The organism is Brevundimonas vesicularis, from assembly GCF_032067225.1.
GTDB lineage: Bacteria > Pseudomonadota > Alphaproteobacteria > Caulobacterales > Caulobacteraceae > Brevundimonas > Brevundimonas vesicularis_F.
In genome coordinates this window covers 17227-42107 of record NZ_DAMBJX010000006.1, presented here as the reverse complement: position 1 = coordinate 42107, position 24881 = coordinate 17227, and the positions used below count along the sequence as shown (strand labels likewise).

32 protein-coding genes and 1 other RNA gene are annotated in these 24881 nt (G+C 66.3%); 21 read left to right on the top strand and 12 right to left on the bottom strand.

Annotated features, from left to right (window positions below):
- Positions 1–634, bottom strand: a 634-nt coding sequence (locus RT123_RS02705; protein ID WP_313007669.1) for a glutathione S-transferase family protein, incomplete at its 3' end; no start/stop codon positions are given.
- Between the two features lie 22 nt (positions 635–656).
- Positions 657–977 (bottom strand): multidrug efflux SMR transporter, encoded by a 321-nt coding sequence (locus tag RT123_RS02700; RefSeq protein ID WP_313007667.1) that lies wholly within the window; start codon positions 975–977, stop codon positions 657–659.
- A 162-nt stretch (positions 978–1139) separates the two neighbouring features.
- Here RT123_RS02700 and purB point away from each other — a divergent pair, with 162 nt between their 5' ends.
- The 5 genes from purB to RT123_RS02675 all read left to right on the top strand — a co-directional run bounded on the left by purB (position 1140) and on the right by RT123_RS02675 (position 4785).
- On the top strand, positions 1140–2441 hold the full coding sequence (purB, locus tag RT123_RS02695; RefSeq protein ID WP_313007665.1) for an adenylosuccinate lyase: 1302 nt from the start codon (positions 1140–1142) through the stop codon (positions 2439–2441).
- Positions 2438–2773, top strand: a complete 336-nt coding sequence (locus RT123_RS02690) for a hypothetical protein (RefSeq protein WP_066550020.1) — start codon at positions 2438–2440, stop codon at positions 2771–2773. Before purB ends, RT123_RS02690 begins: the two co-directional genes overlap by 4 nt.
- A complete protein-coding gene (locus tag RT123_RS02685; protein ID WP_313007662.1) occupies positions 2770–3498 on the top strand; it encodes a 2OG-Fe(II) oxygenase family protein in 729 nt (242 codons plus the stop codon). The genes RT123_RS02690 and RT123_RS02685 overlap by 4 nt, the downstream gene beginning before the upstream one ends.
- Positions 3495–4004, top strand: coding sequence for a DNA-deoxyinosine glycosylase (locus RT123_RS02680; protein ID WP_313007660.1), 510 nt, complete (start codon positions 3495–3497; stop codon positions 4002–4004). The genes RT123_RS02685 and RT123_RS02680 overlap by 4 nt, the downstream gene beginning before the upstream one ends.
- A 148-nt stretch (positions 4005–4152) precedes the next feature.
- Complete coding sequence (locus RT123_RS02675) at positions 4153–4785, top strand: fasciclin domain-containing protein (RefSeq protein ID WP_313007658.1); 633 nt, start codon at positions 4153–4155, stop codon at positions 4783–4785.
- Positions 4786–4970: 185 nt separating this feature from the next.
- On the opposite strand, the gene RT123_RS02670 is transcribed toward RT123_RS02675, so the two are convergent.
- Positions 4971–5294, bottom strand: a complete 324-nt coding sequence (locus tag RT123_RS02670) for a DUF1476 domain-containing protein (RefSeq protein WP_039244540.1) — start codon at positions 5292–5294, stop codon at positions 4971–4973.
- Positions 5295–5583: 289 nt separating this feature from the next.
- Between RT123_RS02670 and purC the strand changes: the two genes are divergently transcribed.
- The 6 genes from purC to RT123_RS02640 all read left to right on the top strand — a co-directional run bounded on the left by purC (position 5584) and on the right by RT123_RS02640 (position 9978).
- Positions 5584–6342 carry a phosphoribosylaminoimidazolesuccinocarboxamide synthase gene (purC, locus tag RT123_RS02665; protein WP_055752965.1) on the top strand — a complete coding sequence of 253 codons (759 nt, stop codon included), beginning with the start codon at positions 5584–5586 and terminating at the stop codon, positions 6340–6342.
- Positions 6342–6578, top strand: a complete 237-nt coding sequence (purS, locus tag RT123_RS02660; RefSeq protein WP_205682775.1) for a phosphoribosylformylglycinamidine synthase subunit PurS — start codon at positions 6342–6344, stop codon at positions 6576–6578. Before purC ends, purS begins: the two co-directional genes overlap by 1 nt.
- Before the next feature lie 96 nt (positions 6579–6674).
- A complete protein-coding gene (locus RT123_RS02655; RefSeq protein ID WP_174085256.1) occupies positions 6675–7154 on the top strand; it encodes a YbhB/YbcL family Raf kinase inhibitor-like protein in 480 nt (159 codons plus the stop codon).
- Positions 7155–7214: 60 nt separating this feature from the next.
- On the top strand, positions 7215–8417 hold the full coding sequence (locus RT123_RS02650; protein WP_313007647.1) for an MFS transporter: 1203 nt from the start codon (positions 7215–7217) through the stop codon (positions 8415–8417).
- Between the two features lie 33 nt (positions 8418–8450).
- On the top strand, positions 8451–9113 hold the full coding sequence (gene purQ, locus RT123_RS02645) for a phosphoribosylformylglycinamidine synthase subunit PurQ (RefSeq protein WP_313007645.1): 663 nt from the start codon (positions 8451–8453) through the stop codon (positions 9111–9113).
- A gap of 13 nt (positions 9114–9126) precedes the next feature.
- Positions 9127–9978 (top strand): hypothetical protein, encoded by an 852-nt coding sequence (locus RT123_RS02640; protein ID WP_313007643.1) that lies wholly within the window; start codon positions 9127–9129, stop codon positions 9976–9978.
- A gap of 6 nt (positions 9979–9984) precedes the next feature.
- Here the strand turns inward: RT123_RS02640 and RT123_RS02635 are convergent, their stop codons facing one another.
- Complete coding sequence (locus RT123_RS02635; RefSeq protein WP_313007641.1) at positions 9985–10185, bottom strand: hypothetical protein; 201 nt, start codon at positions 10183–10185, stop codon at positions 9985–9987.
- 56 nt (positions 10186–10241) lie between these two features.
- Entirely contained in the window at positions 10242–10649 is a 408-nt protein-coding gene (locus tag RT123_RS02630; RefSeq protein ID WP_313007639.1) for a hypothetical protein, read from the bottom strand.
- 87 nt (positions 10650–10736) lie between these two features.
- On the opposite strand from RT123_RS02630, the gene RT123_RS02625 reads away from it, so the two are divergent.
- The gene (locus RT123_RS02625) at positions 10737–11534 is read left to right on the top strand and encodes a hypothetical protein (protein ID WP_313007635.1); all 798 of its coding nucleotides are present in this window, start codon (positions 10737–10739) and stop codon (positions 11532–11534) included.
- Between the two features lie 3 nt (positions 11535–11537).
- Here the strand turns inward: RT123_RS02625 and RT123_RS02620 are convergent, their stop codons facing one another.
- Together RT123_RS02620 and RT123_RS02615 are read right to left on the bottom strand one after the other, a co-directional pair.
- The gene (locus tag RT123_RS02620) at positions 11538–11783 is read right to left on the bottom strand and encodes a Tat pathway signal protein (RefSeq protein ID WP_313007633.1); all 246 of its coding nucleotides are present in this window, start codon (positions 11781–11783) and stop codon (positions 11538–11540) included.
- The gene (locus RT123_RS02615) at positions 11780–11920 is read right to left on the bottom strand and encodes a hypothetical protein (protein ID WP_313007632.1); all 141 of its coding nucleotides are present in this window, start codon (positions 11918–11920) and stop codon (positions 11780–11782) included. The genes RT123_RS02620 and RT123_RS02615 overlap by 4 nt, the downstream gene beginning before the upstream one ends.
- A gap of 110 nt (positions 11921–12030) precedes the next feature.
- On the opposite strand from RT123_RS02615, the gene purL reads away from it, so the two are divergent.
- The 5 genes from purL to RT123_RS02590 all read left to right on the top strand — a co-directional run bounded on the left by purL (position 12031) and on the right by RT123_RS02590 (position 17819).
- A complete protein-coding gene (gene purL, locus RT123_RS02610; RefSeq protein ID WP_313007631.1) occupies positions 12031–14259 on the top strand; it encodes a phosphoribosylformylglycinamidine synthase subunit PurL in 2229 nt (742 codons plus the stop codon).
- Complete coding sequence (locus tag RT123_RS02605; RefSeq protein ID WP_313007629.1) at positions 14256–14705, top strand: DUF305 domain-containing protein; 450 nt, start codon at positions 14256–14258, stop codon at positions 14703–14705. The genes purL and RT123_RS02605 overlap by 4 nt, the downstream gene beginning before the upstream one ends.
- 2 nt (positions 14706–14707) lie before the next feature.
- Positions 14708–15169 (top strand): hypothetical protein, encoded by a 462-nt coding sequence (locus RT123_RS02600; protein WP_313007627.1) that lies wholly within the window; start codon positions 14708–14710, stop codon positions 15167–15169.
- A gap of 93 nt (positions 15170–15262) precedes the next feature.
- Positions 15263–16654 (top strand): cytochrome P450, encoded by a 1392-nt coding sequence (locus RT123_RS02595; RefSeq protein ID WP_313007624.1) that lies wholly within the window; start codon positions 15263–15265, stop codon positions 16652–16654.
- A gap of 73 nt (positions 16655–16727) precedes the next feature.
- Entirely contained in the window at positions 16728–17819 is a 1092-nt protein-coding gene (locus tag RT123_RS02590; protein WP_313007621.1) for a glycosyltransferase family 4 protein, read from the top strand.
- Here RT123_RS02590 and RT123_RS02585 read toward each other — a convergent pair.
- The 5 genes from RT123_RS02585 to RT123_RS02565 form a co-directional block, all read right to left on the bottom strand.
- Positions 17798–18619, bottom strand: a complete 822-nt coding sequence (locus RT123_RS02585) for a TIGR00282 family metallophosphoesterase (protein WP_313007619.1) — start codon at positions 18617–18619, stop codon at positions 17798–17800. The genes RT123_RS02590 and RT123_RS02585 overlap by 22 nt on opposite strands.
- Positions 18620–18629: 10 nt before the next feature.
- Positions 18630–19178, bottom strand: coding sequence for a 5-formyltetrahydrofolate cyclo-ligase (locus RT123_RS02580; RefSeq protein WP_313007617.1), 549 nt, complete (start codon positions 19176–19178; stop codon positions 18630–18632).
- An 80-nt stretch (positions 19179–19258) separates the two neighbouring features.
- Positions 19259–19419: non-coding RNA, 6S RNA (gene ssrS, locus RT123_RS02575), on the bottom strand.
- A 63-nt stretch (positions 19420–19482) separates the two neighbouring features.
- On the bottom strand, positions 19483–19806 hold the full coding sequence (locus RT123_RS02570) for a cell division protein ZapA (RefSeq protein ID WP_284876794.1): 324 nt from the start codon (positions 19804–19806) through the stop codon (positions 19483–19485).
- A complete protein-coding gene (locus RT123_RS02565) occupies positions 19806–20054 on the bottom strand; it encodes a hypothetical protein (protein WP_313007613.1) in 249 nt (82 codons plus the stop codon). Before RT123_RS02565 ends, RT123_RS02570 begins: the two co-directional genes overlap by 1 nt.
- Before the next feature lie 94 nt (positions 20055–20148).
- On the opposite strand from RT123_RS02565, the gene tkt reads away from it, so the two are divergent.
- From tkt to purT, 4 genes are all read left to right on the top strand, one after another.
- On the top strand, positions 20149–22140 hold the full coding sequence (gene tkt, locus RT123_RS02560) for a transketolase (protein ID WP_313007612.1): 1992 nt from the start codon (positions 20149–20151) through the stop codon (positions 22138–22140).
- Between the two features lie 168 nt (positions 22141–22308).
- Entirely contained in the window at positions 22309–23157 is an 849-nt protein-coding gene (locus tag RT123_RS02555; protein ID WP_313007610.1) for an alpha/beta hydrolase-fold protein, read from the top strand.
- The gene (locus tag RT123_RS02550; protein WP_313007608.1) at positions 23154–23546 is read left to right on the top strand and encodes a VOC family protein; all 393 of its coding nucleotides are present in this window, start codon (positions 23154–23156) and stop codon (positions 23544–23546) included. Before RT123_RS02555 ends, RT123_RS02550 begins: the two co-directional genes overlap by 4 nt.
- A 5-nt stretch (positions 23547–23551) precedes the next feature.
- Complete coding sequence (gene purT, locus RT123_RS02545; RefSeq protein WP_313007606.1) at positions 23552–24748, top strand: formate-dependent phosphoribosylglycinamide formyltransferase; 1197 nt, start codon at positions 23552–23554, stop codon at positions 24746–24748.
- The last annotated feature ends 133 nt before the right edge of the window (positions 24749–24881 follow it).

Here is a 24881-nt window from a genome sequence, read left to right as displayed (position 1 = left end):
CGTCTGCTTCCCATTCAAGAAAGTGGGGATGGGCCAGCAAGGTCTCGGCATAGGTCTGGGCCGTGCCGTCGTCTCCGTGGGCGGCGAGGTCCAGCTGGAAATGGCGGATGCGGGCGGCGACCGGCGTGAAAAAGGCGTCCGGCACGGACCAGTCGCCGAACAGATACGGCCCGCTCGCGCCGAACCGGTCACGCAGGCTCCGCCACAGTTCGACGATCCGGCGCAGATCCTTGGCCAGGCCCGGATGGTCCGGCGCGGATGCGCGGCTGGGGCCGACCATCCAGTGATCCGGGCCGGTCGAACAGGCCGTGCGCAGGGCGGTGAAGCCGCCATGCATCTCGCACGCCGCCGAACGCGCCAGCCAGCGCGCATGGGCGTCCGACGGCCAGAGCCGCGCTTCGGGATAGCGTTCGGCGGCCCAGACGGCGATGGCCATCGAATCCCAGATCACCTCGCCCTCGACCTTCAGCACCGGGACAAGGCCGGACGGCGAATGTTCACGGATGCGTTGATCGGTGTCGGGCTGGTTCAGCGGCACGATGATCTCGTCGAAGACCGCGCCGCAATGTTTCAGCACCAGCCACGGCCGCAGCGACCACGTCGAATAGGCCTTGTCGCCGATCACCAGTTCCATCACGCGTCTCCTGTCGCCGCCATCAATGGCTCGCCGCCAGCTTCAGCACAACCAGGCCCGATGCGACCAGGGCGACGCCCGCGATCCTGAGCGGCGTCAGCGGCTCGCCTAGAAAGACCGCGCCCACCACAAAGGCGCCGACCGCGCCAATGCCGGTCCAGATGGCGTAGGCCGTGCCCAGCGGGAGGGTCTTCATCGCCAGCGACAGCAGACCGAACGAACCGATCATGAAGACGATCATGCCCACGGTCGGCCACGGTCGCGTGAAGCCGGCCGACGCCTTCATCAGAAACGCCCAGACGACTTCGAGCAGACCGGCGAAAAAAAGGAATACCCAGGCCATGACATTCTCCCTGCATGACGTCGGGTCGTCCCGGCGTTGGTCCCATGTGGGGGAGGTCGTCCTCCTGAAAGCGCGCTGAATCTGGGACAACGGCCGGCAAAGTCAACCGCGCCGTCCCGCAAACCTTGACTCCGCGCCCCCCACGACCGACACGACCCGCCCATGATCACGCGCTACTCCCGCCCCGTCGCCGCCGCCATCTGGTCCCAGGAAACCAAGTACAAGATCTGGTTCGAGATCGAGGCCCACGCCGCCACGAAGATGGCCGAGCTGGGCGTGATCCCCAAGGAATCGGCCGACGCCATCTGGGCCAAGGGCAAGGATGCGACCTTCGACGCCGACCGCATCGACGAGATCGAACGCACCACCAAACACGACGTCATCGCCTTCCTGACGCACGTCGCCGAGATCGTCGGCGAAGAAGCCCGTTTCCTGCACCAGGGCATGACCTCTTCGGACGTGCTGGACACCTGTTTCGCGGTCCAGCTGGCGCGGTCTTCGGACCTGCTGATCGAGGGCGTCGATCGGGTTCTGGCCGCGCTGGAGACACGCGCTAAGGAGCATAAATACACCCCGACCGTGGGCCGTTCGCACGGCATCCACGCCGAGCCCGTCACCTTCGGCCTAAAGCTGGCCGGCTATCATGCCGAGTTCCAGCGCGCCAAACGCCGCCTGATCACCGCCAAGGAAGAAATCGCCACCTGCGCCATTTCGGGCGCCGTCGGCACCTTCGCCAACGTCGATCCGGCGGTCGAGCAATATGTCGCCGACCAGATGGGCCTCACCGTCGAACCTGTCTCGACCCAGGTGATCCCGCGCGACCGCCACGCCGCCTTCTTCGCCGCTCTGGGCGTCGTCGCCAGCTCGGTCGAGCGTCTCGCCGTCGAGATCCGCCACCTGCAACGCACCGAAGTCCTCGAAGCCGAGGAGTTCTTCGACAAGGGTCAGAAGGGCTCGTCGGCCATGCCGCACAAGCGCAACCCGATCCTGACCGAGAACCTGACCGGCCTGGCCCGCCTGGTCCGTTCGGCCGTCACGCCCGCGATGGAGAACGTGGCCCTGTGGCATGAGCGGGACATCAGCCACTCCTCGGTCGAGCGGGGCATCGGCCCGGACGCCACCATCCACCTGGACTTCGCCCTGCACCGTCTGGCGAATGTGGTCGAGCGGCTGAACGTCTATCCGGAGAACATGCAGAAGAACATCGACCGACTGGGCGGTCTGGTGCACTCGCAGCGGGTCATGCTGGCCCTGACACAGGCCGGCGTGTCGCGCGAAGACGCCTATGCCGCCGTTCAGGAAAACGCCATGAAGGTCTGGCGCGGCGAAGGCGCTTTCCTGGATTTTCTGAAGGCCGACGAACGCGTCACCCTGCCCGCCGGCCAGCTCGAGGCCCTGTTCGACCTCGGCTACCATACCAAGAACGTGGACGTGGTGTTCAAGCGGGTGTTCAATGAGGCATGATCGCCGCGCTGCTCGCTCTGTTCATTCAGGCCAACACGCCTGAGATCAGCTACATCGGCTGGTCGGTGTATGCACCTACCGCTCTGCTGTCTGATGACGCCCGGGCTGAAGTCTGCCTGCGGCGTCACAAGGGTTCGCGCTCGATCAAGACAGACATGCGATGCGTGGTGAGTGCGGGCAGGCAGTTGGGCGGCTGCGACTTAACTGACGACCGTCATATGAGCGTGCGCGATCTAGAAACCCTGCGCTGTATCGCCCAAACACAATCTGCTCCATCCGCATCTTCAGTCGGCAGGACGATGGTCGTGACAATCACGGTCAATGCGCGTTGAACAAGACAATCCGGCTCAATCCCCGGCTCGATCCCCGCGACTATGCGGCGGCCTATGCGCGCGACGGCATGGTGCAGGTGCCCGATCTGCTGGATGAGGCGAGCGCCGAATGGCTGGATCTTGCGCTCGAACACGACACGTCTTGGCATCTGTCCTTGAAGACGCCGGAGGGCGGCAAGCTGCTGTCGCCGCAAGACATGCACGCCATGGGCCGCGATGCGATCGGCGCACAGATGCAGCGCGCGCTGGCGGAGGGTCGTGACGGCTTCTCCTTCATCTATCTGGCCTATCCGATCATCACGACCTTGCTCACCGGGAAGGACGAGGGCCATGCGACGCACGCCCTGGTGCAGTTTTTCAACGACACGCCCTTCACAACATTCGCCAAAGCCGTGACCGGCGAAACGAGCGTGACCAAGATCGACGCGCAAGCCACCTGGTTCCGGCCCGGCGACTTCCTGACCCAGCACGACGACACAGGCGTCGGCGAGCGGCGGGCAGCCTATACGTTGGGGCTGTCGCGCGATTGGCGGCCGGATTGGGGCGGCCAGTTGCTGTTTCACGACGCAAACGGCGATATCGAACGCGGCTTCAAGCCGGGTTTCAACGTCTGGACGGTGTTCAAGACACCCCGCCAGCACTCTGTGGCACCAGTCGCCGCCTACGCAGGCGGTAAGCGCCGCTCGATCACCGGCTGGCTGCGCGACGACCCGCCGGTCAAGTGACGGACCATACGGGCGGTCGCAGGCTGGGGTTCGCACCCGTCGTCGATGCGGAAACCCGATTGTTGATCCTGGGCAGCCTGCCCGGCGACGCCTCGCTGAAGGCGGCCCAGTACTACGCCCATCCGCTCAACGCCTTCTGGCCGCTGATCAGCGAGGTGTTGGGCGAGGACCTTGTAACCCTTCGCTATGAGCAGCGGCTGGATCGATTGAAGGCGCGCGGCGTGGGCCTGTGGGATGTGATTGCGTCGGCGGAAAGGTCGGGCAGTCTGGATGCCGCGATCCGCTCGCCGGAGGCGGCTGATCTGCGCGGCCTGATCGGCAGCTTGCCGCGGCTGAGAGCGGTCGCCTTCAACGGCAAGCTGGCGGCCAAGTTGGGACGGCGCATTATCGGCGACGTCGCAGGGGTTGGCCTTATCGACCTGCCTTCATCCAGCCCGGCTCATGCCATTCCACTGGCAGGCAAGGCGAACATCTGGAATTCATTGACTGATCTGATCGAACGATAGGTCTCTTGCTGCAAAGCAGCATAGAAGTGCGCGCGAAAACTGAATGGTGAAGCTGCGATGTCTTGTCGCGCGGCATGCATCCACTGTGCGGTGTCGCGCGTAACGTTCCCGTTACCGCCTTGAGAGCGGCCCAAAGGGAACGAAACACATGACCAAACTTCGCAATCTTATGCTCGTCGCCGTCTCCGGCGGCGCGCTGATGGCGCTCGGCGCCTGCAACAACAACGAGCCGGCCGCCACGACGCCGGCGGAATCGACCGCCATGGCCCCGGCCGACGGCGCTGCCATGGCCCCCGCGACCGACCCGATGGTGGGCGGCGCTGCCATGAGCCCGAACGAGACTGTCGTCGCCAACGCCTCCAAAGCCTCCAACCTGACCACCCTGGTCGCCGCCGTGAAGGCCGCCGGCTTGGTCGACACCCTGCAAGGCGCAGGTCCGTTCACGGTCTTCGCCCCTGACAACGCCGCCTTCGACAAGATCCCCGAGGCGACGCGCACCAGCCTGATGCAGCCGGCGATGAAGGCTGATCTGACCAAGATCCTGACCTACCATGTGGTCGCCGGTCGCCTGACGGCCGCCGATATCGCAGCCCAGGCCGAGGCCAACGGCGGCACCGCCACGCTGAAGACGGTTCAGGGTGAAGAACTGAAGGTTTCGGCCGGCCCGAACAACACCTGGGTCATCACCGACGCCAAGGGCGGCAAGTCCACGATCACCCAGGCCGACGTGGGCCAATCGAACGGCGTCGTCCACGTCGTCGACACGGTTCTGATGCCGTAAAAAATATTTGGTTTCAGGCGGCGACGCCTGAAACCAAATCTCGGCCCTGGTGTTCTTCAGGAGCGCGAGACGCACAGTACGCCGGGTGAGACATCCCCCCAACGTCCCCGGCAAGAAGAAAGGGCCGCACTTTCCCCCGGGTGCGGCCCTTTCGAATTCTCAGATCAGTCCAAAGACCGAAGCGATTACTCGCCGGCGCGAATCTGCTCACGAGCGATCGAGGCCAGTTCGTCGATCTTGGAGCGAATCTCGCCCTCCGACACCGACAGGCCCGAGGCCTTGAAGTCGCCGGCGACCTTGCGGAACACGTCCTCGTCTCCCGGCTGCTCGAAATCGGCGCGCACCACGGCGGCGGCGTACTGGTCCGCGCTTTCGCTCGACAGGCCCATCTTTTCCGCAGCCCAAAGGCCCAGCATCCGGTTGCGCCGGGCGATGGCCTTGAACTCCTGCTCCTGATCGAGGGCGTATTTGGCTTCGAAGGCCTTTTCCCGATCGTCGAAGGTCGTCATTTCGCTCAGCAAAGCTCCGTCCACCCCGCTAACGTCGGGGCAAGCGCCGTCTATAGACCGCCCGCCCGCGAACGCAACCTGACTTCCGTCGCATGGACATCCTGTCCCCAATGATTGCAGCGCCGGCCATCCTCATTTGTATCGAGGGCCGCCTTCGGCTAAGGAGACCCCGAACGAGATTGACTGCCCGAACGATTCCGAAACGCGCCGCCAGGACCGGGTCTTCCCCCTCCACATATGGCCGCGCGATTTTTGTTTCTGGAGGGCGCCCGTAAGCCGGGACCGGACCATGAACAGCAAGCGCAAGAAGATCTACGAAGGCAAGGCCAAGATCCTGTACGAAGGACCCGAGCCCGGCACCCTGATCCAGTATTTCAAGGACGACGCTACCGCCTTCAACGCGCAGAAGAAGGCCGTTCTCGAAGGCAAGGGCGTGGTGAACAACCAGATCAGCGAGTTCATCATGTCGCGCCTGAACGGCATCGGCGTGACCAACCACTTCATCAAGCGTCTGAACCTGCGCGAGCAGCTGATCCGCGAAGTCGAGATCATTCCGCTCGAGGTCGTGTGCCGCAACATCGTCGCCGGCTCGATGAGCCAGCGCTTGGGCATCGAGGAAGGCACGCCCCTGCCCCGCTCGATCATCGAATTCTACTACAAGAAGGATGAGCTCAACGACCCGATGGTCACCGAAGAGCACATCACCGCCTTCAACTGGGCCTCGACCCAGGAGCTGGACGACATGCTGGCGATGACGGTGCGGGTGAACGACTATCTGTCGGGCATGTTCAGCGCCGTCGGCATCACCCTGGTCGACTTCAAGATCGAGTTCGGCCGGGTGTGGGAAAACGACTTCAGCCGCGTCCTGCTGGCCGACGAGATCAGCCCCGACAGCTGCCGCCTGTGGGACGCCTCGACCGGCGAGAAGCTGGACAAGGACCGCTTTCGCCGCGACCTGGGCAATGTGATTGAAAGCTATACCGAAGTCGCGCGTCGCCTGGGCATCATGAAAGGCATGCCGACGGTCATCCAGGGAGGACTGCACTGATGGCCAAGGTAAAAGTTCACGTCTTCCTCAAGCCCGGCGTCCTGGATGTTCAGGGCAAGGCCGTCGAAGGCGCCCTGCAGGGTCTGGGTTGGTCGGGCGTCTCCAATGCCCGCGTCGGCAAGCTGATCGAGTTCGACCTTGCCGGCGCCGAAGACCCGCAAGGCGAAGCCAGGAAGATGTGCGAGCAGCTGCTCGCCAATACGGTGATCGAAAGCTACCGCATCGAGGCGGCGTAAAGCCTGCTGTCTCCTCTCCCATGTCGCGGGAAGGAGACGGTTGCATCCTTCGGCATCGACGCCAGTTTAGCAGACGGCTTGATTGACGGAGCGCCCATGACCTTCACCCTCACCTCCACCGACATCCAGGACGGCGGCGTGCTGCCGGACGCCCAGGTTCACGCCAAAGGCAATCAATCGCCCCAACTGTCGTGGTCCGGCGCGCCGGAGGGCACAAAGAGCTATGCGATCACCTGCTATGATCCCGATGCGCCGACCGGCTCGGGCTTCTGGCACTGGACGGTGGCCAATATTCCGGCGGATGTGACAGAGCTGCCGGCCGGCGCCGGCTCGCCGGGCGGGCATCTGCCCCACAGCGCCATCCAGGGCCGCACCGACTATGGTCAGCCCGGCTTCGGCGGCGCCGCCCCGCCCCCCGGCCATGGCCCGCACCGTTACATCTTCACCGTCTTTGCGGTGGATGTCGAAAGCCTGGACGTCACGGCCGACAACTCCGGCGCCGTATTCGGCTTCAACCTGCACTTCCACACCCTGGCCAAGGCGTCGATCACCGCCACCTACGAAAACAAAGCGTGATCGTTGCAGGGCGGCGTGGCCCTTGTGGCGTCATGAACGCTGATTAGTTTGCAGCGCAACATGACCGACGCCGCCCTTGACACCCGCCTTCCCGTCCGCTCGCGCGGGGCGGTCGCCCTCGTGCTGATCGCCCTGGCCATGGGCGGGTTCGCGATCGGCGTGACCGAGTTCGCGGCCATGAGCATCCTGCCGGACTTCGCCGCCGGGCTTGGCGTCGATGCGCCGACCGCCGGCCATGTCATCAGCGCCTATGCCGCCGGCGTCGTGGTCGGCGCGCCGATCCTGGCGGTCCTAGGCGCACGCTACCCACGCTGGCTGCTGTTGATCGCCTTCATGGCCCTGTTCGCCATCGGCAATATGGCCAGCGCCCTGGCCCCGACCTACCATTGGATGCTGGTCTTTCGCTTCCTCAGCGGCTTGCCGCACGGGGCCTATTTCGGCGTGGCGGCCCTGGTCGCGGCCTCCATCGTGCCGCTACATTTTCGCACGCGCGCAGTCTCGACCATCCTTATGGGGCTGACGGTCGGGACCGTTCTAGGCGTGCCCGTCGTCAACATCATCAGCCATGCCCACGGCTGGCGCTGGACCTTCGCCATCGTGGGGGTGCTGGCGGTGATCACAATGGCCCTGGTCGCCCTGTTCGCTCCGCGCGATCCGGCCCACCCCGACGCCAGCCCCTGGCGCGAGCTGGGCGCCCTGAAGCGCAGTCAGGTCTGGCTGACGCTGGGCGTGGGCGCCATTGGTTTTGGCGGCATGTTCGCAGTCTACGCCTATCTCGCCTCGACGCTCGAGGCAGTGACGGGCGCCGGCACGGCTGTCCTCCCCTGGGTTTTCGCCGTGTTCGGCGTGGGCATGTTCCTGGGCAATATCCTGGGCGCCTGGGCGGCGGACCATCTGGGGTTCAAGGCGGCGGGCGGCCTGTTGCTGTGGAGCGCGGCGGCGCTGGCCCTCTATCCGCTGGCGGCGCCCCACCTGTGGGCCGTGATGGTCGTGGTATTCCTGATCGGCGGCGGGGGCGGCCTGGGTTCGATCCTGCAGACGCGACTGATGGATGTCGCCGGCGACGCCCAGACCCTGGCGGCGGCGCTCAACCATTCGGCGTTCAACACGGCCAACGCCATCGGCCCGCTGCTGGGCGGGATGGCGATCGCGGCCGGCTATGGCTGGGCCTCGACCGGCTGGGTCGGCATGGGCCTGTCCCTGGGCGGCTTCGTCATCTTCCTGATCGCCTGGCTGACCGGCCGGGCGCGCGCGACGGCCTGACAAGGCGAAAGAACCCTGCTAAAGGCCCGCGCCATGAGCGCAGCCGTCATCGTCTTCCCCGGTTCCAACTGTGATCGCGACTGCAAGGTCGCCGTCGAACGCTCCACCGGCGAGCCGGTCTCGATGGTGTGGCACGCCGACACCGAACTGCCCCAGGGCCTGGACCTGATCGTCATCCCAGGCGGCTTCTCCTACGGCGACTATCTGCGTTGCGGCGCCATGGCGGCCCAGTCGCCGGTGATGCAGGCGGTCAAGAAGGCCGCGGACGACGGCGTCGCGGTGGTCGGCATCTGCAACGGCTTCCAGATCCTGTGCGAGGCCGGAATGCTGCCCGGCGCCCTGCTGCGCAACAAGGGTCTGAAATACGTCTGCAAGCCGATCGCATTGACCGTCGCCAACGGCCAGACCCGCTTCACCGCCGGCTATCAGGGCCAGCGCGAAGTGACGATGACCCAAGGCAACGGCGACGGAAACTTCTTCGCCGACGCCGAGACACTGGCCCGGATCGAGGGCGAGGGCCAGGTCGTCTTCCGCTATGTCGACAACCCCAACGGCTCGGTCAACGACATCGCCGGCATCCAGAACGCGCGCGGTAACGTCCTGGGCATGATGCCCCACCCGGATCGCGCCTTCGAAGCCGAACTCGGCTCCGCCGACGGCGCAACTTTGTTCCAGAGCATCTACACGGCCGCTTGACGGCAATCGCAAGTTGGTGCGCATTGAGCGTATGCGAAGCCTTCTTTTACTTTCCGCCTATCTTGTGGCGGTCGCCACCACCACCCCTGCCTTCGCGCAGGAGATCACGCCCCAGAGTGAAGACTGGACTCTCACTTCTGCCCCTGAACGCAAGGCGGTGCTGGCCACGATCGACTTCACCTCAGGCCTGACGATCGCAGCACGTTGCGTTGATAATGCGTACGACGTGCTGATCACCGGATTGCCTGAGGCCACGAGAGGTTCAACGTCGCGGGAACTCGGGATCCAGGCCGGCGATCAAGAACAGCCCTACACATCCGTGTGGACTGTGGGCACGCAACGCAGCATGGCGTTCAGTCGCCTCCCTGCCGTGGTCGCCCGCGATTTGGCGAAAGGCGGCAAGCTGCAGGTTATTGTGCCTGGAAACAACGGCGGGCCGCGCACGCGTTATGTGATGGAGCTTGATCCGTCGAGCACTGCTATCGAACAAACCTTGACGGCTTGCGGTCGGCCGATGGTTGATCCGCGCGAAACCCGGGCAGCCGAAGTTGACGGCAATGGTCAAGACGGACTGCCGAATACAGTTCAGTGGCAAACAATGCCACGACCTACCTTCCCAAATCCCGTCAAAGACAGATCTCCGCTTGAGGGCTACGTTGTGCTCTCTTGCGTCGTCACCGCCTCGGGCCAGTTGACCGAGTGTCAGCCTGAAAGCGAGCAGCCAGCAGGATATGATTTGTGGAAGGCGGTTGAGAGGTCGTTGCCGCGAGCACGGCTCAAGCTATCGGATGAAGCGTCGGCAGCTGGTTTGACATTGGCTGACCGGATGGTTCGCTTCTTAGTCAACTTCAAGGTTGAGCCCTAGAACCGGTCAGGCATCCTTGATTTGAGAGCGCCCGTCGGACAGGTCCGCCATCTTATCGTCTTCTGCGTTTTCGTCATCGAAAGCCCCTTCTCCGGGTTCGCGCTGGGCGGCCAGCTCGCGGGCGCCGACGCCGAGGCCCTGTTCGATGGCGCGGTTGGCGGCGACTTCGTCTTCGAGCGAGGGCTGGGTGTTTTCGGTATCGGCCATGATGGGCTCCTAAGTGTGGATTGCATCTGACAACCACGCGGTCGGGCCGATTGTTCCTAACGGCCGAAAAACGGCTCCAGACTGGCGCGGGACAGCGGACGGAAGATCAGGAACTGACCGTCCACCGTCACCGTGACCTCATGCGCTTGCGGACGTTGCAGCAGGGACGGGTCGTCGAGCGACACGGCGCGACCCGAGGCGATATCGCGCGCATCCAGGGCCGGCGTCGTCGGCCGCCCGTTTTCGTTGGCGAGCGCCGACAGGAAGCCCCGCACCTCATTGGCCTGCTGCTGAGGCGTTAGGGCTGCTCGAACACGTGACCAGGCAGTCTGGACCGAAATGGGCAGCGGCGCTCCGGTCGTCTGCGCGGACGCCTGGCCCGCGACCATTACCAATGCGATCAACAGAGCCGGCAGGGAGGCTTTGAGCATCATGTCGGGCAGAATGACGCCGACGGCACCCAATGCAAGCTTCACTTTTCTGCCGCTCGCGGTGAACCTTCTGGCGTGGCGAGGCGTAAAGGCGGAAACAAGCGTCGCATTGGAAATCGAATGTCCTCCATCATCCGTCCCACGCCCCGCCAACGCACCCGTCGTCTGGTCGTCCTAGCCGCCGCCCTGTTCGCGATCGTCGTACCTCTGGTGCAGAACTTGGCCGGCCTGGGCCTGAACCAGGCCGAGTTCGCCGCAGACGGCAACAGCACCCTGCGCGTTGCGGGCTACGCCTTCTCGATCTGGGGCCTGATCTATATCGGCATTCTGGCCTATGCGATCCGTCAGGCCCTGCCCCAGACGGGCGAAAGCCCGCTGCTGGGTCGAATGGGTCGGCCGTCCGCCGTCGCCTTCTTCGGCATTGGATTCTGGATCATCGTGGCGGCCCTGAACCTGAAGGCCGCCAGCGTGGGCGTGATTTTCGCCTCGCTGATCGCGCTGTTGCTGCCGATGCTGGCCGTATCCAGCCATATCCGCGCGTTGAGGATGTTCGATCGTGAGCGCATCCTGCTGGTCTGGCCGCTGGCGGCCCTGGCGGGCTGGCTCACGGTGGCTGCGCCGCTGAACCTGATCACGACGGCGACCGCGTTCAACGCCCTGCCCGCCGCCCTGTCGCCTGACCTGTGGGCCATCGTCGCCATCGTCGCCGTCACAGTCGTCGCCCTGGCGGTGACGGCGGTGCTGCGCACCCTCGCCTATCCGCTGCCGACGGCCTGGGGCCTTCTGGGCGCGTTCGTCGCCGAACAGGCGGACAAGCCGACCGTCGCCTTCACGGCTCTGGCCGGCGCGATCGTCCTGCTGATCGGCGGCCTGCTGCTGACCTTCCGCCTGCGACCCGGCGTCGAACGCGCTCGCTAAGACTCAGGGTTTGTCGGTGACCGCGTCGTCCTGAGGCGCGTGGTCATCGGCACCCACGTCGAAGGCGCCGGTTTCATCGAAGCCGACGCTGCCGATCCCGACGGCCGAACCGGTCAGCCGCTGACGCCGGCTGGCCAGAGCCGCTTGCGGCGCCGCGGCGTCCATCTCTGCGGTGGTTTCTGGATCATTTGAACGATCCATCTGCTGGCCCGAGGCCGGGACGATGCGGTCGGTGTGCGGCTTGCTCACGCCTCTTCCTCCTCGGCGTCATCGGCCTGTTTCTGAGCCCGTTCGGCCAGGGCGGAGGCGCCGGCGTCGTCGGCGGCGATCTCGGGCAGGTCGTCATCTTCGAGGGTGGCGGCGGGGTCGATGGGCGTGTCGGTCATGGCGGCTCCTTTGGCTGTCGACGAAATCAACCACCTGCGATGGACGATGTTCCCCGTTCTTGCGCCGCGCGGGCTGACATTCGGCCCATCTGCGGCTAGAAGCGCCGCCCATGAGCGCTTCGCAAAAGACCCCCCAGAAGTCGATGGCTGAACTGGCCGCCGAATACGGCCTGGCCCCCAATGAATATCAGGTCGTCCTCGACCGACTGGGGCGCGAGCCCAACCATGTCGAGCTGGGCGTCTTCTCGGTCATGTGGTCCGAGCACTGCTCCTACAAGTCCTCCAAGATCCACCTGGGCAAGTTCCCCACGACCGGCGAGCGTGTCATCTGCGGGCCGGGCGAGAACGCCGGGGTGATCGACATCGACGACGGCGACGCTTGCATCTTCAAGATGGAGAGCCACAACCACCCATCCTACATCGAACCCTACCAGGGTGCGGCGACCGGCGTGGGCGGCATCATGCGCGACGTCTTCACCATGGGCGCGCGGCCGGTGGCCCTGCTGAACGCCCTGCGTTTCGGCGATCCCAGCCACGAGAAGACCAAGCGCCTGGTCAAGGGTGTCGTCTCGGGCATCGGCGGCTACGGCAACTGCGTCGGCGTACCCACCGTCGCCGGCGAGACCAACTTCCACAAGGGTTACAACGGCAACATCCTGGTCAACGCCATGTGCGTCGGCCTGGCGCGCGCCGACGAGATCTATTATTCGGCCGCGCCGGAGGCGGGCCATGACGTCGTCTATTTCGGGTCCAAGACCGGTCGCGACGGCATCCACGGCGCCACCATGTCCTCGACCGAGTTCGATGACGAGTCGGAGGCCAAGCGCCCCACGGTCCAGGTCGGCGACCCCTTCGCCGAAAAGCTGCTGATCGAGGCGACGCTGGAGCTGATGGCCTCGGGCGCCGTCGCCGCCATTCAGGACATGGGCGCAGCGGGCCTGACCTCGTCCTCGGTCGAAATGGCGGGCAAGGGCGGCGTCGGAATCGAACTGAACCTCGACAAGGTGCCCCAGCGCGAAACCGGCATGACGGCCTATGAGATGATGCTGTCGGAAAGCCAGGAGCGGATGCTGGCGGTGCTGAAGCCCGGTTACGAAGATGTCGGCTATCGCATCTTCCAGAAGTGGGGCCTGGACTTCGCCATCATCGGCGTGACCACCGACACCGGTCATCTGGTGCTGAAGCATCATGGCGAGACCGTCTGCGACGTGCCTCTGGCGCCCCTGTTCGACGACGCGCCTCTGTATGACCGGCCCTGGGTCCAGCCGGCGCTTCAGCCCAAGCTGAACCACGCCGAGATCCCCGCGCCCGAGAACTGGGCCGACGCGGTGATGAAGGTCGTCGCCTGCCCCGACATGGCCTCCAAGCGCTGGATCTGGGAACAGTACGACCGCCACGTCATGGCCGACACGCTTCAAGACTCTTCGACCGGCGCCGACGCCGGCGTGGTGCGCGTGCATGGCACAGACAAGGGTCTGGCCATCACCTCGGACTGCACCCCCCGCTACGTCCAGAACGACCCCTATGAGGGCGGCAAGCAGGCGGTGGCCGAGGCCTGGCGCAACCTGACCGCCGTCGGCAGCCGTCCGATCGCCATCACCGACAACCTGAACTTTGGCAATCCGCAGCGCCCGGAGATCATGGGCCAGATCGTGCGCGCCATCGAAGGCATGGCCGAGGCCTGCCGCGAACTGGTGTTCCCGGTCGTGAGCGGAAACGTGTCGCTCTATAACGAGACCAACGGTGTCGCCATTCCGCCGACCCCGACCGTGGGCGCCGTCGGCCTGCTGCCCAACTACGATGTGGTGACCGGCTTCTCGACCATGGCCGAGGGCGATGCGCTGGTCCTGATCGGCCAGACCCAGGGCGAACTGGGCGCGTCCATCTATCTGCGCGAGGTACTGGGCCGTGAGGACGGCGCTCCGCCGCCCGTGGACCTAAAGCTGGAAAAGAAGACCGGCGACTTCGTGCGCGACCATATTGAGGCGGGCGAGCTGACCGTGGTTCACGACCTCTCGGACGGCGGCCTGATCGGCGCCGCCGCCGATCTGGTGCTGGCCTCCGACGTCGGCGTGACCCTGGACGCCTCCAGCGCGGCCCACGCCCACATCTTCCTGTTCGCCGAGGATCAGGCCCGTTACCTGGTCGCCGTCCCCGACGCCGACGTCATCATCGCCAAGGCGCGTGAGGCGGGTCTGCACGCTTCGGTCGTCGGCCATGCGGGTGGCGCCGCCTTCGCCTCCAAGGGCGACAAGGGCGAACTGTTCAGCATCCCCGTCGCCCATCTGCGCGAATGGCATGAAGGCTGGATGCCGGGTTGGCTGGGCGACGCGGCATGATCCGCGTCCTGACGCCGCTCGTCCTGCTGGGCCTCTTGAGCGGCTGCGACGGCGGCGGCGATCCGGTGCAGCAGGCGCTGCGCGACACCTCCGCCGCCAACCAGGCTGCGGCGGCGCGCACGACGGAACAGATGGAAGCCGCCGGTCATGCCGGTCACGCCATGGGCGGCTCTACCCCCGGCGTCACGCCTGGAGATCGGGCCTTCACCGCCTCCGAGGCCGAGATGCACCGCAAGATGGCCGCCGCCTCGGGTCAAACGATCGACCAAGCCTATGTCGCCAAGATGATCGCCCACCACGAAGGTGCCGTCGCCATGGCCAAGGTCGCCCTGCGCGACAGCCGCGACCCCGAAATCCGCCGCATGGCCCAGAGCGTCGTCGACACGCAGACGCGCGAGATCGCCCAGATGAAGGCCTGGGCGCCGACCGCCCCCCCGGCGAACTGAGATTGGCGAAGGGACCCTATCGCGGCGGCGGAAAGCCAGCGGGGCCCACCCGCACCAAGGCCGCGTCAGCTGGGCGGCCGTCTTCCAAGCCTTCGCAGATCACCAGAGACGAGCTGAAGCATTTCGCCTTTCGTGATCGCTCCAAAGAGTCGTTTCTGAATGAGCTCGATCCCCTGCTCCGCGCCTGTTTCAAAAGCGGCTTCACCCGGCCTAACGAGGTCGCCGGCCTGCTGAACAAGGCGGGAAAGAGCACTGCCTGCGGCCAGCCGTGGACGCCTCACCTGGTCTGGGGTCTTCAACGCTTCCTTTTCGAAAGGCGCGAGAAGAAGAGAGCGGCTCAAGCCGCGGCCCCCGCAGCGATGGTTTCGAAACCCGTCGTCTCCAGCCAGCGCGCGAAAGATTTGGCTGCTGAAGATATGACGCGCTTGCTCGCCGCGATCGGCAGGGCGCGCCCGCCGCGTTGACGTCGCATTGATCCCGCATGAACGCAGGAGCCGGATGGCGCGTTTCAGGAGAGATGCGCCTGGCTGAACCGGCGATTGAACAGGGAGCGTCTGATGGCCGCGACGACCGCCGACACCATCTTCCGTCCTGCCATACCGCCCCGGCGCGGGGGCAAGCCGCTGTCGCTGCTGCCGTTCCTGTGGATCAGTTGGCGCGATCCGATCCAGATGTGGTCCGAGCGGCATTTCACCGAGCCGCAACTGCATGGATCTTCGGCCTTTGGTGAAATCTTGGTGGTCAGCCATCCCGAGGGCGTGCGGCACGTCCTGACCGAGAATGCCGCCAACTATGTGAAGGGCGATCTGCAACGGCGTGTGCTGGGGCCGATGCTGGCCGAGGGCCTGCTGCTGACCGAGGGCGAGGTCTGGCGTCGCGCCCGGCGGATCCTCGCGCCCTTGTTCACCCCCGCCAAGATGGCGACGCTGAACGCCCGGATGGCCGAGGTCTCTCATGCGCGCGTGGCCGCCTGGTCGCTGTCGGCGCGCGGGCGCGTGCTGGATATCGACAGCGAAATGTCTGGCCTGACCTTCGACATTCTGTCGGCGACCATGTTCTCGGACGAGCTGGGCGGCGAGGCGCGCGGTTTCGAGCGGGCGCTGAACCAGTTTCTGGCCAATGGCGCGCGCATCGATCCGCTGGACGTGCTGGGCGCGCCGGACTGGGCTCCGCGCCTGGGTCGCCTGGCCAGTTTCCGCTCGGCCCGCTTCTTCGAGCAGCGCGTGACCCGGCTGGTCGAGGCCCGCCGCGCCCGAATCGAAAGCGGTGACGCGCCGCCCGACGACCTGCTCAGCGCGCTTCTGTTGGCGAAGGATGAGAATGGCGGTGCGGGCCTGACCGACGAGGAGGTCGCGGCCAACATCCTGACCTTCATTCTGGCGGGACACGAGACCACGGCCCGCGCCCTGGGCTGGACCCTGCATCTGCTGTCGCGCCAGCCGGAGTATCTGGCCTGGCTGCAGGCCGAGGCCGACGCCTTCGACGTCTCCGATCCGAAATGGGCCGAGGCCCTGCCTTGGACCCGCGCCGTGCTGGAGGAGACGATGCGCCTGTTTCCGCCCGCCCCCACCATGGCCCGCAAGGCCCTGGCCGACGACGAGATCAGCGGGCAGACGATCAAGGCCGGCGCCACCGTCATCATCTCCCCGTGGATTCTCCAGCGTCACCAGCTGCTGTGGGACGACCCAGACGCCTTCAGGCCTGAACGTTTCCTGCCCGAGAACCGCAAGGCCATCGACCGCTACGCCTACATTCCCTTCAGCGCCGGACCCCGCGTCTGCATCGGCGCCGCCTTCGCTCTGCAGGAGGCGATGATCGCGCTTGCCGCCATCCTTCGCGTCGCCGATGTCGAGGCTCTGACGACGGTGGAACCTCGCCCAGTTCACCAGATCACCCTGCGCAGCCGCGAGCCGATGCGGTTGAGGCTGAGGGCGCGGCGCAAAGGCTGACCAAGCGGCGCCGTCGCCGTTCCGCCACGAACCGTCTATAGGTCGCGCCGTCCTTTCCACCGGATGTCGACCGTTGCGCACCGCCATCCTGCTCCCTCCCGGCTGCCTGTTTTCCGAAGCTCAGCCGAACTCGATGGAGACGGTGGTGCGGACGATGGCGGGCGTCGATCGGGGTGGCGAGACGCGCATCTTTTGCTGCCAAGGCGCGGACGACGGTGTTTCAACGAGCGTGGACGCCTTGCCGGCGGGGCGTTCCCGCATGCGCACCCTGATCGAGCGGCTGCGCGACTTTCAGCCCGATGTGATCGAACATCATCAGCAGGTGAAACAGGCGCTGGCCGTGCAGCGGGCCCTGCCCGAGACGCCGCATCTGCTCTATCGCCACAACGCCCTGCGCCCGCCGCGCCACTCCATCGACCGATGGCGTTATCGGACGCGTTATGAGCGGCTGGACGGCCTGGTCTTCGTCAGCGTGGCGGAGCGGGACGCCTTCGTGCGCACCTTCCCTGATCTGCATGACCGTGCGTTCGCGGTGCCCAACCCCATCGACGCTGGCGCCTGGCTGGCCTCGCCCGAAGATCGACAGCCGGTCATCGCTTTCGCCGGGCGCGCCATGCGGGAGAAGGGCATCGATGTCCTATGCGCCGCCCTGCCTTGCGTTCTGGAGGCCCACCCCGGCTGGCGCGCCGTGCTGATGTTGAACGACTGGGACGATCATGCACGCTGGGCGGCCCGGCATGTCGCGCCGTTGGCGAGGTATGGCGACCGGGTGGAGGTGCTGAAGTCAGCGCCCTTGGCCGAAGTGCGGCGACGGATGCAGACGGCCGCCATCGCCCTGACGCCCTCGGTCTGGGACGAGCCGTTCGGCCTGACGGCGATCGAGGCCCATGCGGCCGGCGCGGCCCTGATCTCGTCCGGCCGCGGCGGCCTGCGCGAAGCCAGCGGGCCGCACGCCCTCTATGTCGATGCAGTGACGCCGAAGACATTGGCGGCGGCGATGGACCGGCTGATCTCGTCACCCGAGGAACGAATGGCGCTGGCGCGATCCGCACAGGCCTATGTGCTGGCGACCCATACGCCCGAGCGTCGTGCGGCCGAGCTGGAGGCCGTGCGCCAGACCGTGATCGACCGTCGCCGGGCGCGTCAGACGACCGGGATCGCCTGAGACAACCGCCCGCCGACGCGGATCGGCTCGACCCGCTTGGCCAGACCCGTCCGGTCGTCCGTCTCGACGAAGACCCCGCATACCGTCGCCGGGCCGGACGCGGGCATGTAGCGGCCGCCCGAAATTCGGGTGGTGAAACGGCGCAGCGGCTCTTCCTTTTCGTTGCCGATCACGCTGTCATAGTCGCAGCAGCCGCCGGCGTCGGTCTGATAGGCCGTGCCGCCGGGCAGGATCTGGCAGTCGGCGGTGGGCACATGGGTGTGGGTGCCGACCACCAGCGACGCGCGGCCGTCGCAGAAATGGCCCATCGCCATCTTCTCCGACGTGACCTCTGCGTGCATGTCCACGATAACGGCGTCCGCCACCGCGCCGAGCGGCGCCGCCGCCAGTTCGCGCTCCACCGCTCCGAACGGATCGTCCATCGGGTCCATATGCACCCGGCCCAGCACGTTCATGACCAGGACCGTCCGGCCCGAATGGGTCTCGAACAGATTGGCCCCGGCGCCTGGCGCATCCATCAGGCGCGGATAGTTGGCCGGCCGGATCAGGCGCGGCTCGCGCACGATATAGGTCAGGGCCTCGCGTTGGTCCCAGCTGTGGTTGCCCAGCGTCAGGCAGTCGGCGCCCGCCATGAACAGTTCGCGCGCCGTGTTCTCGGTAATGCCGAAGCCGCCCGCGGCGTTCTCCGCATTCACGACCACGAAGTCGAGATTGAGGTCCCGCTTCAGGCCCGGAAGATGATCGCTGATGCCGTCACGGCCGGACTTGCCGATGACGTCGCCGAAAAATGCCAGTCTCATGCAAAAAATCTCATTCGAAAGCCGTATAGCCGGTCTCGGTCAGAACGCCATGCAGTCGAATGTCGTGCGGCTCCAGCGCCAGCCGTTCGACCCTTTGGCCGGCATAGGCGAAACCGATGCGGATGGCGTCGGGTCGGGCGGCGAACGTCCGGTCGTAATAGCCCCCGCCTTGCCCCAGGCGGCCGCCCTGATCGTCAAAGGCCAGCAGCGGCGTCAGGATCAGGTCCGGCATGACGACCTCGGCCAGCGGCAGCGGCGCGGGGCATCCGGCGGCGTCCATCTCCAGCGGCTCGCCGGGCGACCAGGCGCGGAACTCCATCGGCGCGTCGCGCTGGACCACGACCGGCAGGCACAACCGGCGGCCCGCCGCCTCCAGCGCCGCGGCCAGGGCGTCGGTGTCCAACTCCGACCCCATGGCGCGATAGAGCGCGACGATCCGAGCGGCAGGAAGGGCATCGGCATGGTCCGCCGCCCGGCTGGCGGCCAGCGGATCTGCCTCGGCCAGACGCTTGCGCAAGGCGCGGGCAGCCGATCGAAGTTCGTGCTTGTCCTGGATCATCGAACCGCCCCTACGAACGCGTGCTCATGCAAAGAGCCGCCTCGCGGCGAGCGATAGCACACTCACAAAGAGAGGAAGGTGGCGGCGCCGCGCGAACCGTGAAGAACGTTTAAATCCTCTCGACCTGGGTAGCCAGGTGGGCTCCGTATGCCCAAGCCCTCGAGCCCGGACAGGGACAGATCCCTATGAGTGAATTAAGGTCAGAAGGATATGTTGTCTTCGACGTGAGCCGCAGCAAGACCCGCCGTCGATCAAGATAGGCCTTCGCCGGCCCCGACGCCAGCGTCCGCAGCGGAATAATCGCCTAGAGGTTTTGGGCGATCTTTTCGATCCGCGCGGCGACAGCGTTCAGCGCCTCCGCGACCCCGTCCGTCGAAGCCGCCGCCGGCGCGGTCGTTGACGAAGGCCCCGCCTTGCCGGCGTTCAGCCGCGCCTCATGCAGTTCGTCGGCCAGGATCAGCGCGGACATCAGAAACAGCCGCAGATCGCCGACATGGCCCACGTCGCCTGCGACCTGACGCACCTGGTTGTCGAACTGTTTGGCCAGGATGCGGACCCGCTCTTCCTGCCCGTCGGCGCAGCCCACCGCATAGGGGCGACCGTTGACCTCGACCGTCACCGTCGCCATCAGCCGGCCTCGCTTTCGGCCAAGGCGTCGCGCACGGCCTGGGCGGCGCGGCCCAGCGCCTCTGACGCCTCGCGCCCGGCGGCCTCCAGCTCGGCGACGCGCTGATCTGTGGCACGCGGAGCGAACAGGTCGTCGTCCGCGATCGCGGGCGCCGAGGCGGGCCGCGCCTTCAGCTCCAGGATCTTGCGTTCCAGTTCGGCCAGGGCGCGGTCGATACGCGCCCGTGCGGCCGTGGTGGCGTCTGCCATCGGTCGCTCCTTTAGATTCCGTATAGAAGCCGAGGACGCGCCGGGGTAAAGGGGCGCGCCCCCTTTTTCCGCCTTCCCAACAGAGGTCTCCACCGTGACCGACGCCAAAACCGCACCAAAGGCCACGCCTGAGCAGATGGCGAACGCCATTCGCGTCCTCGCCATGGACGGCGTCGAGAAGGCCAAGTCGGGCCACCCCGGCATGCCGATGGGCATGGCCGACGTCGCCACAGTGCTGTTTTCCCGGTTCCTGAAGTTCGACGCGAGCCGCCCCGACTGGGCCGACCGCGACCGCTTCATCCTGTCGGCCGGCCACGGCTCGATGCTGATCTACGCCCTGCTGCACCTGACCGGCTACAAGGGTGCCACGAAGGAAGAACTGTCCAACTTCCGCCAGTGGGGCTCCAAGACCGCAGGCCACCCGGAGTACGGCCATATGCCGGGCGTCGAGGTCACCACCGGCCCGCTGGGCCAAGGTCTGGCGACCTCGGTCGGTTTCGCCATGGCCGAGCGCCATCTGGCGGCGAAGTACGGCGATGATCTGGTCGATCACCGCACCTGGGTCATCGCCGGCGACGGCTGCCTGATGGAAGGCGTGTCGCAGGAAGCCATCGCGCTGGCCGGCCGCTACAAGCTGAACAAGCTGCACGTCCTGTGGGACGACAACGAGATCACCATCGACGGCAAGGTCTCCCTGTCGGACACAACCGACCAGAAGGCCCGCTTCAAGGCCGCCGGTTGGGCGGTTAAGGCCATCGACGGCCACGACATGAACGCCATTAAGGGCGCGATGAAGTGGGCCATGCGTCAGGACAAGCCCACCCTGATCGCCTGCAAGACCAAGATCGGCAGGGGCGCCGCCACGATGGAAGGCAGCCACAAGACCCACGGCGCGGCCCTGGGCGCCGCCGAGATCGCCGCCACGCGCCTCGGCCTGGCCTGGGACCACGACCCCTTCGAAATGCCCCAGACGATCGCCGACGCCTGGAAAAAGGTCGGCCGTCGCGGCGCCAAGGACCGCAAGAAGTGGGAAGCCCGCCTCGCCGCCTCGGCCCAAGCCGCCGACTTCACCCGCGCCATGAAGGGCGATCTGCCCGAGGCCGCCTTCGACGCCCTGAACGCCAAGATCGCCGAACTGGTCAAGACCCAGCCCGCCCAGGCCACGCGCCAGTCGTCGGGCGCCGCGCTGGACGAACTGTTCGCCGCCATTCCCGAACTGGTCGGCGGCTCGGCCGACCTGACCGGCTCGAACAACACCTTCGTCAAGGGCACGCCGATCCTGGATGCGCCGACCTATGAGGGCCGTTACGTCAACTGGGGCATCCGCGAGTTCGGCATGGCCGCGGCCATGAACGGCCTGGCCTTGCACGGCGGGGTCATCCCGTACGGCGGCACCTTCATGGTGTTTTCGGACTATAGCCGCCCGGCCATCCGCCTGGGCGCCCTGATGGGTGTCCGCGCCGTCCATGTCTTGACGCACGATTCGATCGGCCTGGGCGAAGACGGCCCGACGCACCAGCCGGTCGAACATCTGGCGGCGTTGCGCGCCATTCCGAACCTGCTGGTCTTCCGCCCCGCCGACACCATCGAGGCCATGGAATGCTGGCAAATCGCCCTGCAGACCAAGACCGCGCCGTCGGCCCTGGCCCTTTCGCGCCAGAAGACCCCGGCCGTCCGCACCGTTGCCTCGACCGAAAACCTGTCCGCCAAGGGCGCCTATGAGATCAAGGCCGCCAATGGCGAGGCCAAGGCCACCTTGTTCGGCACCGGCACGGAACTGGCCCTGGCGCTGAAGGCCGCCGAGACGCTGGAAACCGAGGGCGTGGCGACCCGCGTCGTCTCGGTCCCCTCTTTCGAACTGTTCGAACAGCAGGACGCCGCCTATCAGGCCTCGGTCATCGGCCGCGGCACGGTCCGCGTCGCCGTCGAAGCCGCGATCAAGCAAGGCTGGGAACGCTTCATCGGCGAACACGGCGCCTTCATCGGCATGACCGGCTTCGGCGCCTCAGCCCCGGCGGAGGTTCTGTATGAGAAGTTCGGCATCACGACCGAGGCGGTCGTCGCGGCGGTCAAGGCGCGGCTGTAAGAAATCTACCCTTCTCCCTGAGGGAGAAGGTGGCCCGAAGGGCCGGATGAGGGGTTACGGTGCTGATCGCGTCGCACAGCGTAACCCCTCACCCTTTCGCGCAAGAACGACGGCTTCGCCGCCGTGCGCTCAAGCCCTCTCCCACCGGGAGAGGGAAGGCTTGTGGAGATGTCGATGATTTCGGTTCGCGGTCTGCTGCTGACCATCGGCGTGGCCCTCGGCATGATGGCGCCCGTCGCCCACGCCCAGACGCCGACCATCGCCGAAACCCCCATCGTCATCGGCCGGTCTTACGCCCTGCCCTCCGCGATCATGGGCGCGACGCGTGAGATCAACATCTGGCTGCCGCTTGGTTATGCCGACAGCGGCAAGACCTATCCCGTCCTTTATGTCCTCGACGGCGGTCAGGATCAGGACTTTCACCACATCTCGGGCATCGCCCAGTTGGGGACCATCGTCGGCACGACGCGCGACGTGATCGTGGTCGGCATCGCCTCGGAGGATCGCCGCAACGAACTGGCCCTGCCCACCACCGATCCTGACCTGATCGCCCGCTATCCGACCCAGGGCCATTCGGACCGTTTCCGCCGTTTCCTGGCCGAAGAGGTCCAGCCCTTTATCCAGACCCGCTTCCGCACCAGCGGCGAGACCGCCCTGATGGGCGAGTCCCTGGCCGGCCTCTTCGTGGTCGAGACCTTCCTCAAGGAACCGCAGATGTTCGACGCCTATGTCGCCGTCAGCCCCAGCCTTTGGTGGGACGGGGGCGAACTGGCGCGTCAGTCCGGCGCCCATTTGCGCGACCAGTCGAACGACCCGCGCACCCTGATCCTGACCCTGGGCGACGAGGGCCCCGAAATGCAGGCGCCGATGGACGTTCTGACGGCCAATCTGCGCGACCACGCCCTGCCCGGCCTGAGCTGGAGCTTCACCCCCCGCCCGACCGAGACCCACGCCACCATCTACCACGGCGCCGCCCTCGACGCCTTTCGCCAGCTCTATGCGGAGCCCGCGAAATGAGCCGCATAGGCGCGATCAGTCTGCTTGTTCACGACTATGACGCGGCCATCGCCTTCTATGTCGGCAAGCTGGGCTTCGCGCTCAGCGAAGACACCGACATGGGCGCAGGCAAACGCTGGGTGCGGGTCACGCCCAAGGGTGGCGAGACCAGCCTGTTGCTGGCGCGCGCCACGACCGACGCCCAAAAGGCCCAGGTCGGAAACCAGGCTGGCGGCCGGGTCTGGTTGTTTCTGGAGACCGACGACCTGATGCGCGACCACGCCGCCTGGCTTGCCGCCGGCGTCCACTTCCGCGAAACCCCGCGACATGAGACCTATGGCAAGGTGGTGGTCTTCGAAGACCTCTACGGCAACGCCTGGGACCTGATCGAACCCGCTACCGGAGCCTGACGCCCATGAAACTCGGCACCCCGCTTTCCGACACCGCCGTCCGCGTCATGCTGCTGGGCTCGGGCGAACTGGGCAAGGAGGTCGCCATCGAGCTTCAGCGGCTCGGCGTCGAGGTGATCGCCGTGGACCGCTATCCCAACGCCCCGGCCATGCAGGTCGCGCACCGCAGTCACGTCATCCCGATGACCGATCCCCAGGTGCTGAACGGCGTCATCCTGGCCGAGGCCCCGCACTTCATCGTGCCCGAGATCGAGGCCATCGCCACCGAGGTTCTGGCCGATATCGAGGCCGCCGGCATGGCGACGGTCATCCCGACGGCTCGCGCCGTGCAACTGACGATGAACCGCGAGGGCATCCGCAAACTGGCCGCCGAAGAGCTGGGTCTTACCACCAGCCCCTACGCCTTCGCGGGCTCGGCCGAGGAACTGGCCGCTGGCGCCGAGGCCGTCGGCTATCCCAACTTCGTCAAGCCGGTCATGTCTTCGTCAGGCAAGGGTCAGTCCTTCGTCGAAAGCGCCGATGAAGTCGCCGACGCCTGGACCTACGCCCAGGACGGCGGCCGCGTCGCCGGCGCCCGCGTCATCGTCGAGGGCCGGATCGACTTCGACTTCGAGATCACGCTGCTGACCGTCCGCTCGCGCGGCGCCGACGGCACGACCCGCACCGATTTCTGCGCACCCATCGGCCACCGTCAGGTCAAGGGCGACTATGTCGAAAGCTGGCAGCCGCAGGCCATGGCGCCCGCTGCGCTGGCCGCCTCCCAGGACATCGCCGCCAAGGTTACTGCGGCCTTGGGCGGTTACGGCGTCTTCGGCGTCGAACTGTTCGTCAAGGGCGACCAGGTCTGGTTCTCCGAGGTTTCGCCCCGTCCGCACGACACCGGCCTGGTCACCCTGGCCAGCCAGAGCATGAGCGAGTTTGCGCTGCACGCCCGCGCCATCCTGGGCCTGCCCGTCGACGTGACCCAGCGCGAGCCCGCCGCCAGCGCCGTCATCTATGGCGGCATGGACGCGCAAGGGATCGCCTTCGAAGGCGTTGCGGAGGCGCTGTCGGTCCCGACCGCCGACCTGCGTCTGTTCGGAAAGCCCGAGGCCTTCGAGCGCCGCCGCATGGGCGTGGCTGTCGCCCGCGGCGCCGACGTCGAACAGGCCCGCGACCGCGCGCGCGAAGCCGCAGGCTGTGTGAAGGTGGTTCGGGGCTGACCTTCGCCACCTCCCCTCTCCGCAGGGAGGAGACGTCTGATCCCTCATTTCTACGACTTTAGTCGATTGGCCTTGTCCCGCATTGTGGTGCAAACCAAGGGCGAGGGTCGCAGTCAGCCGGCCGGGAGGGATC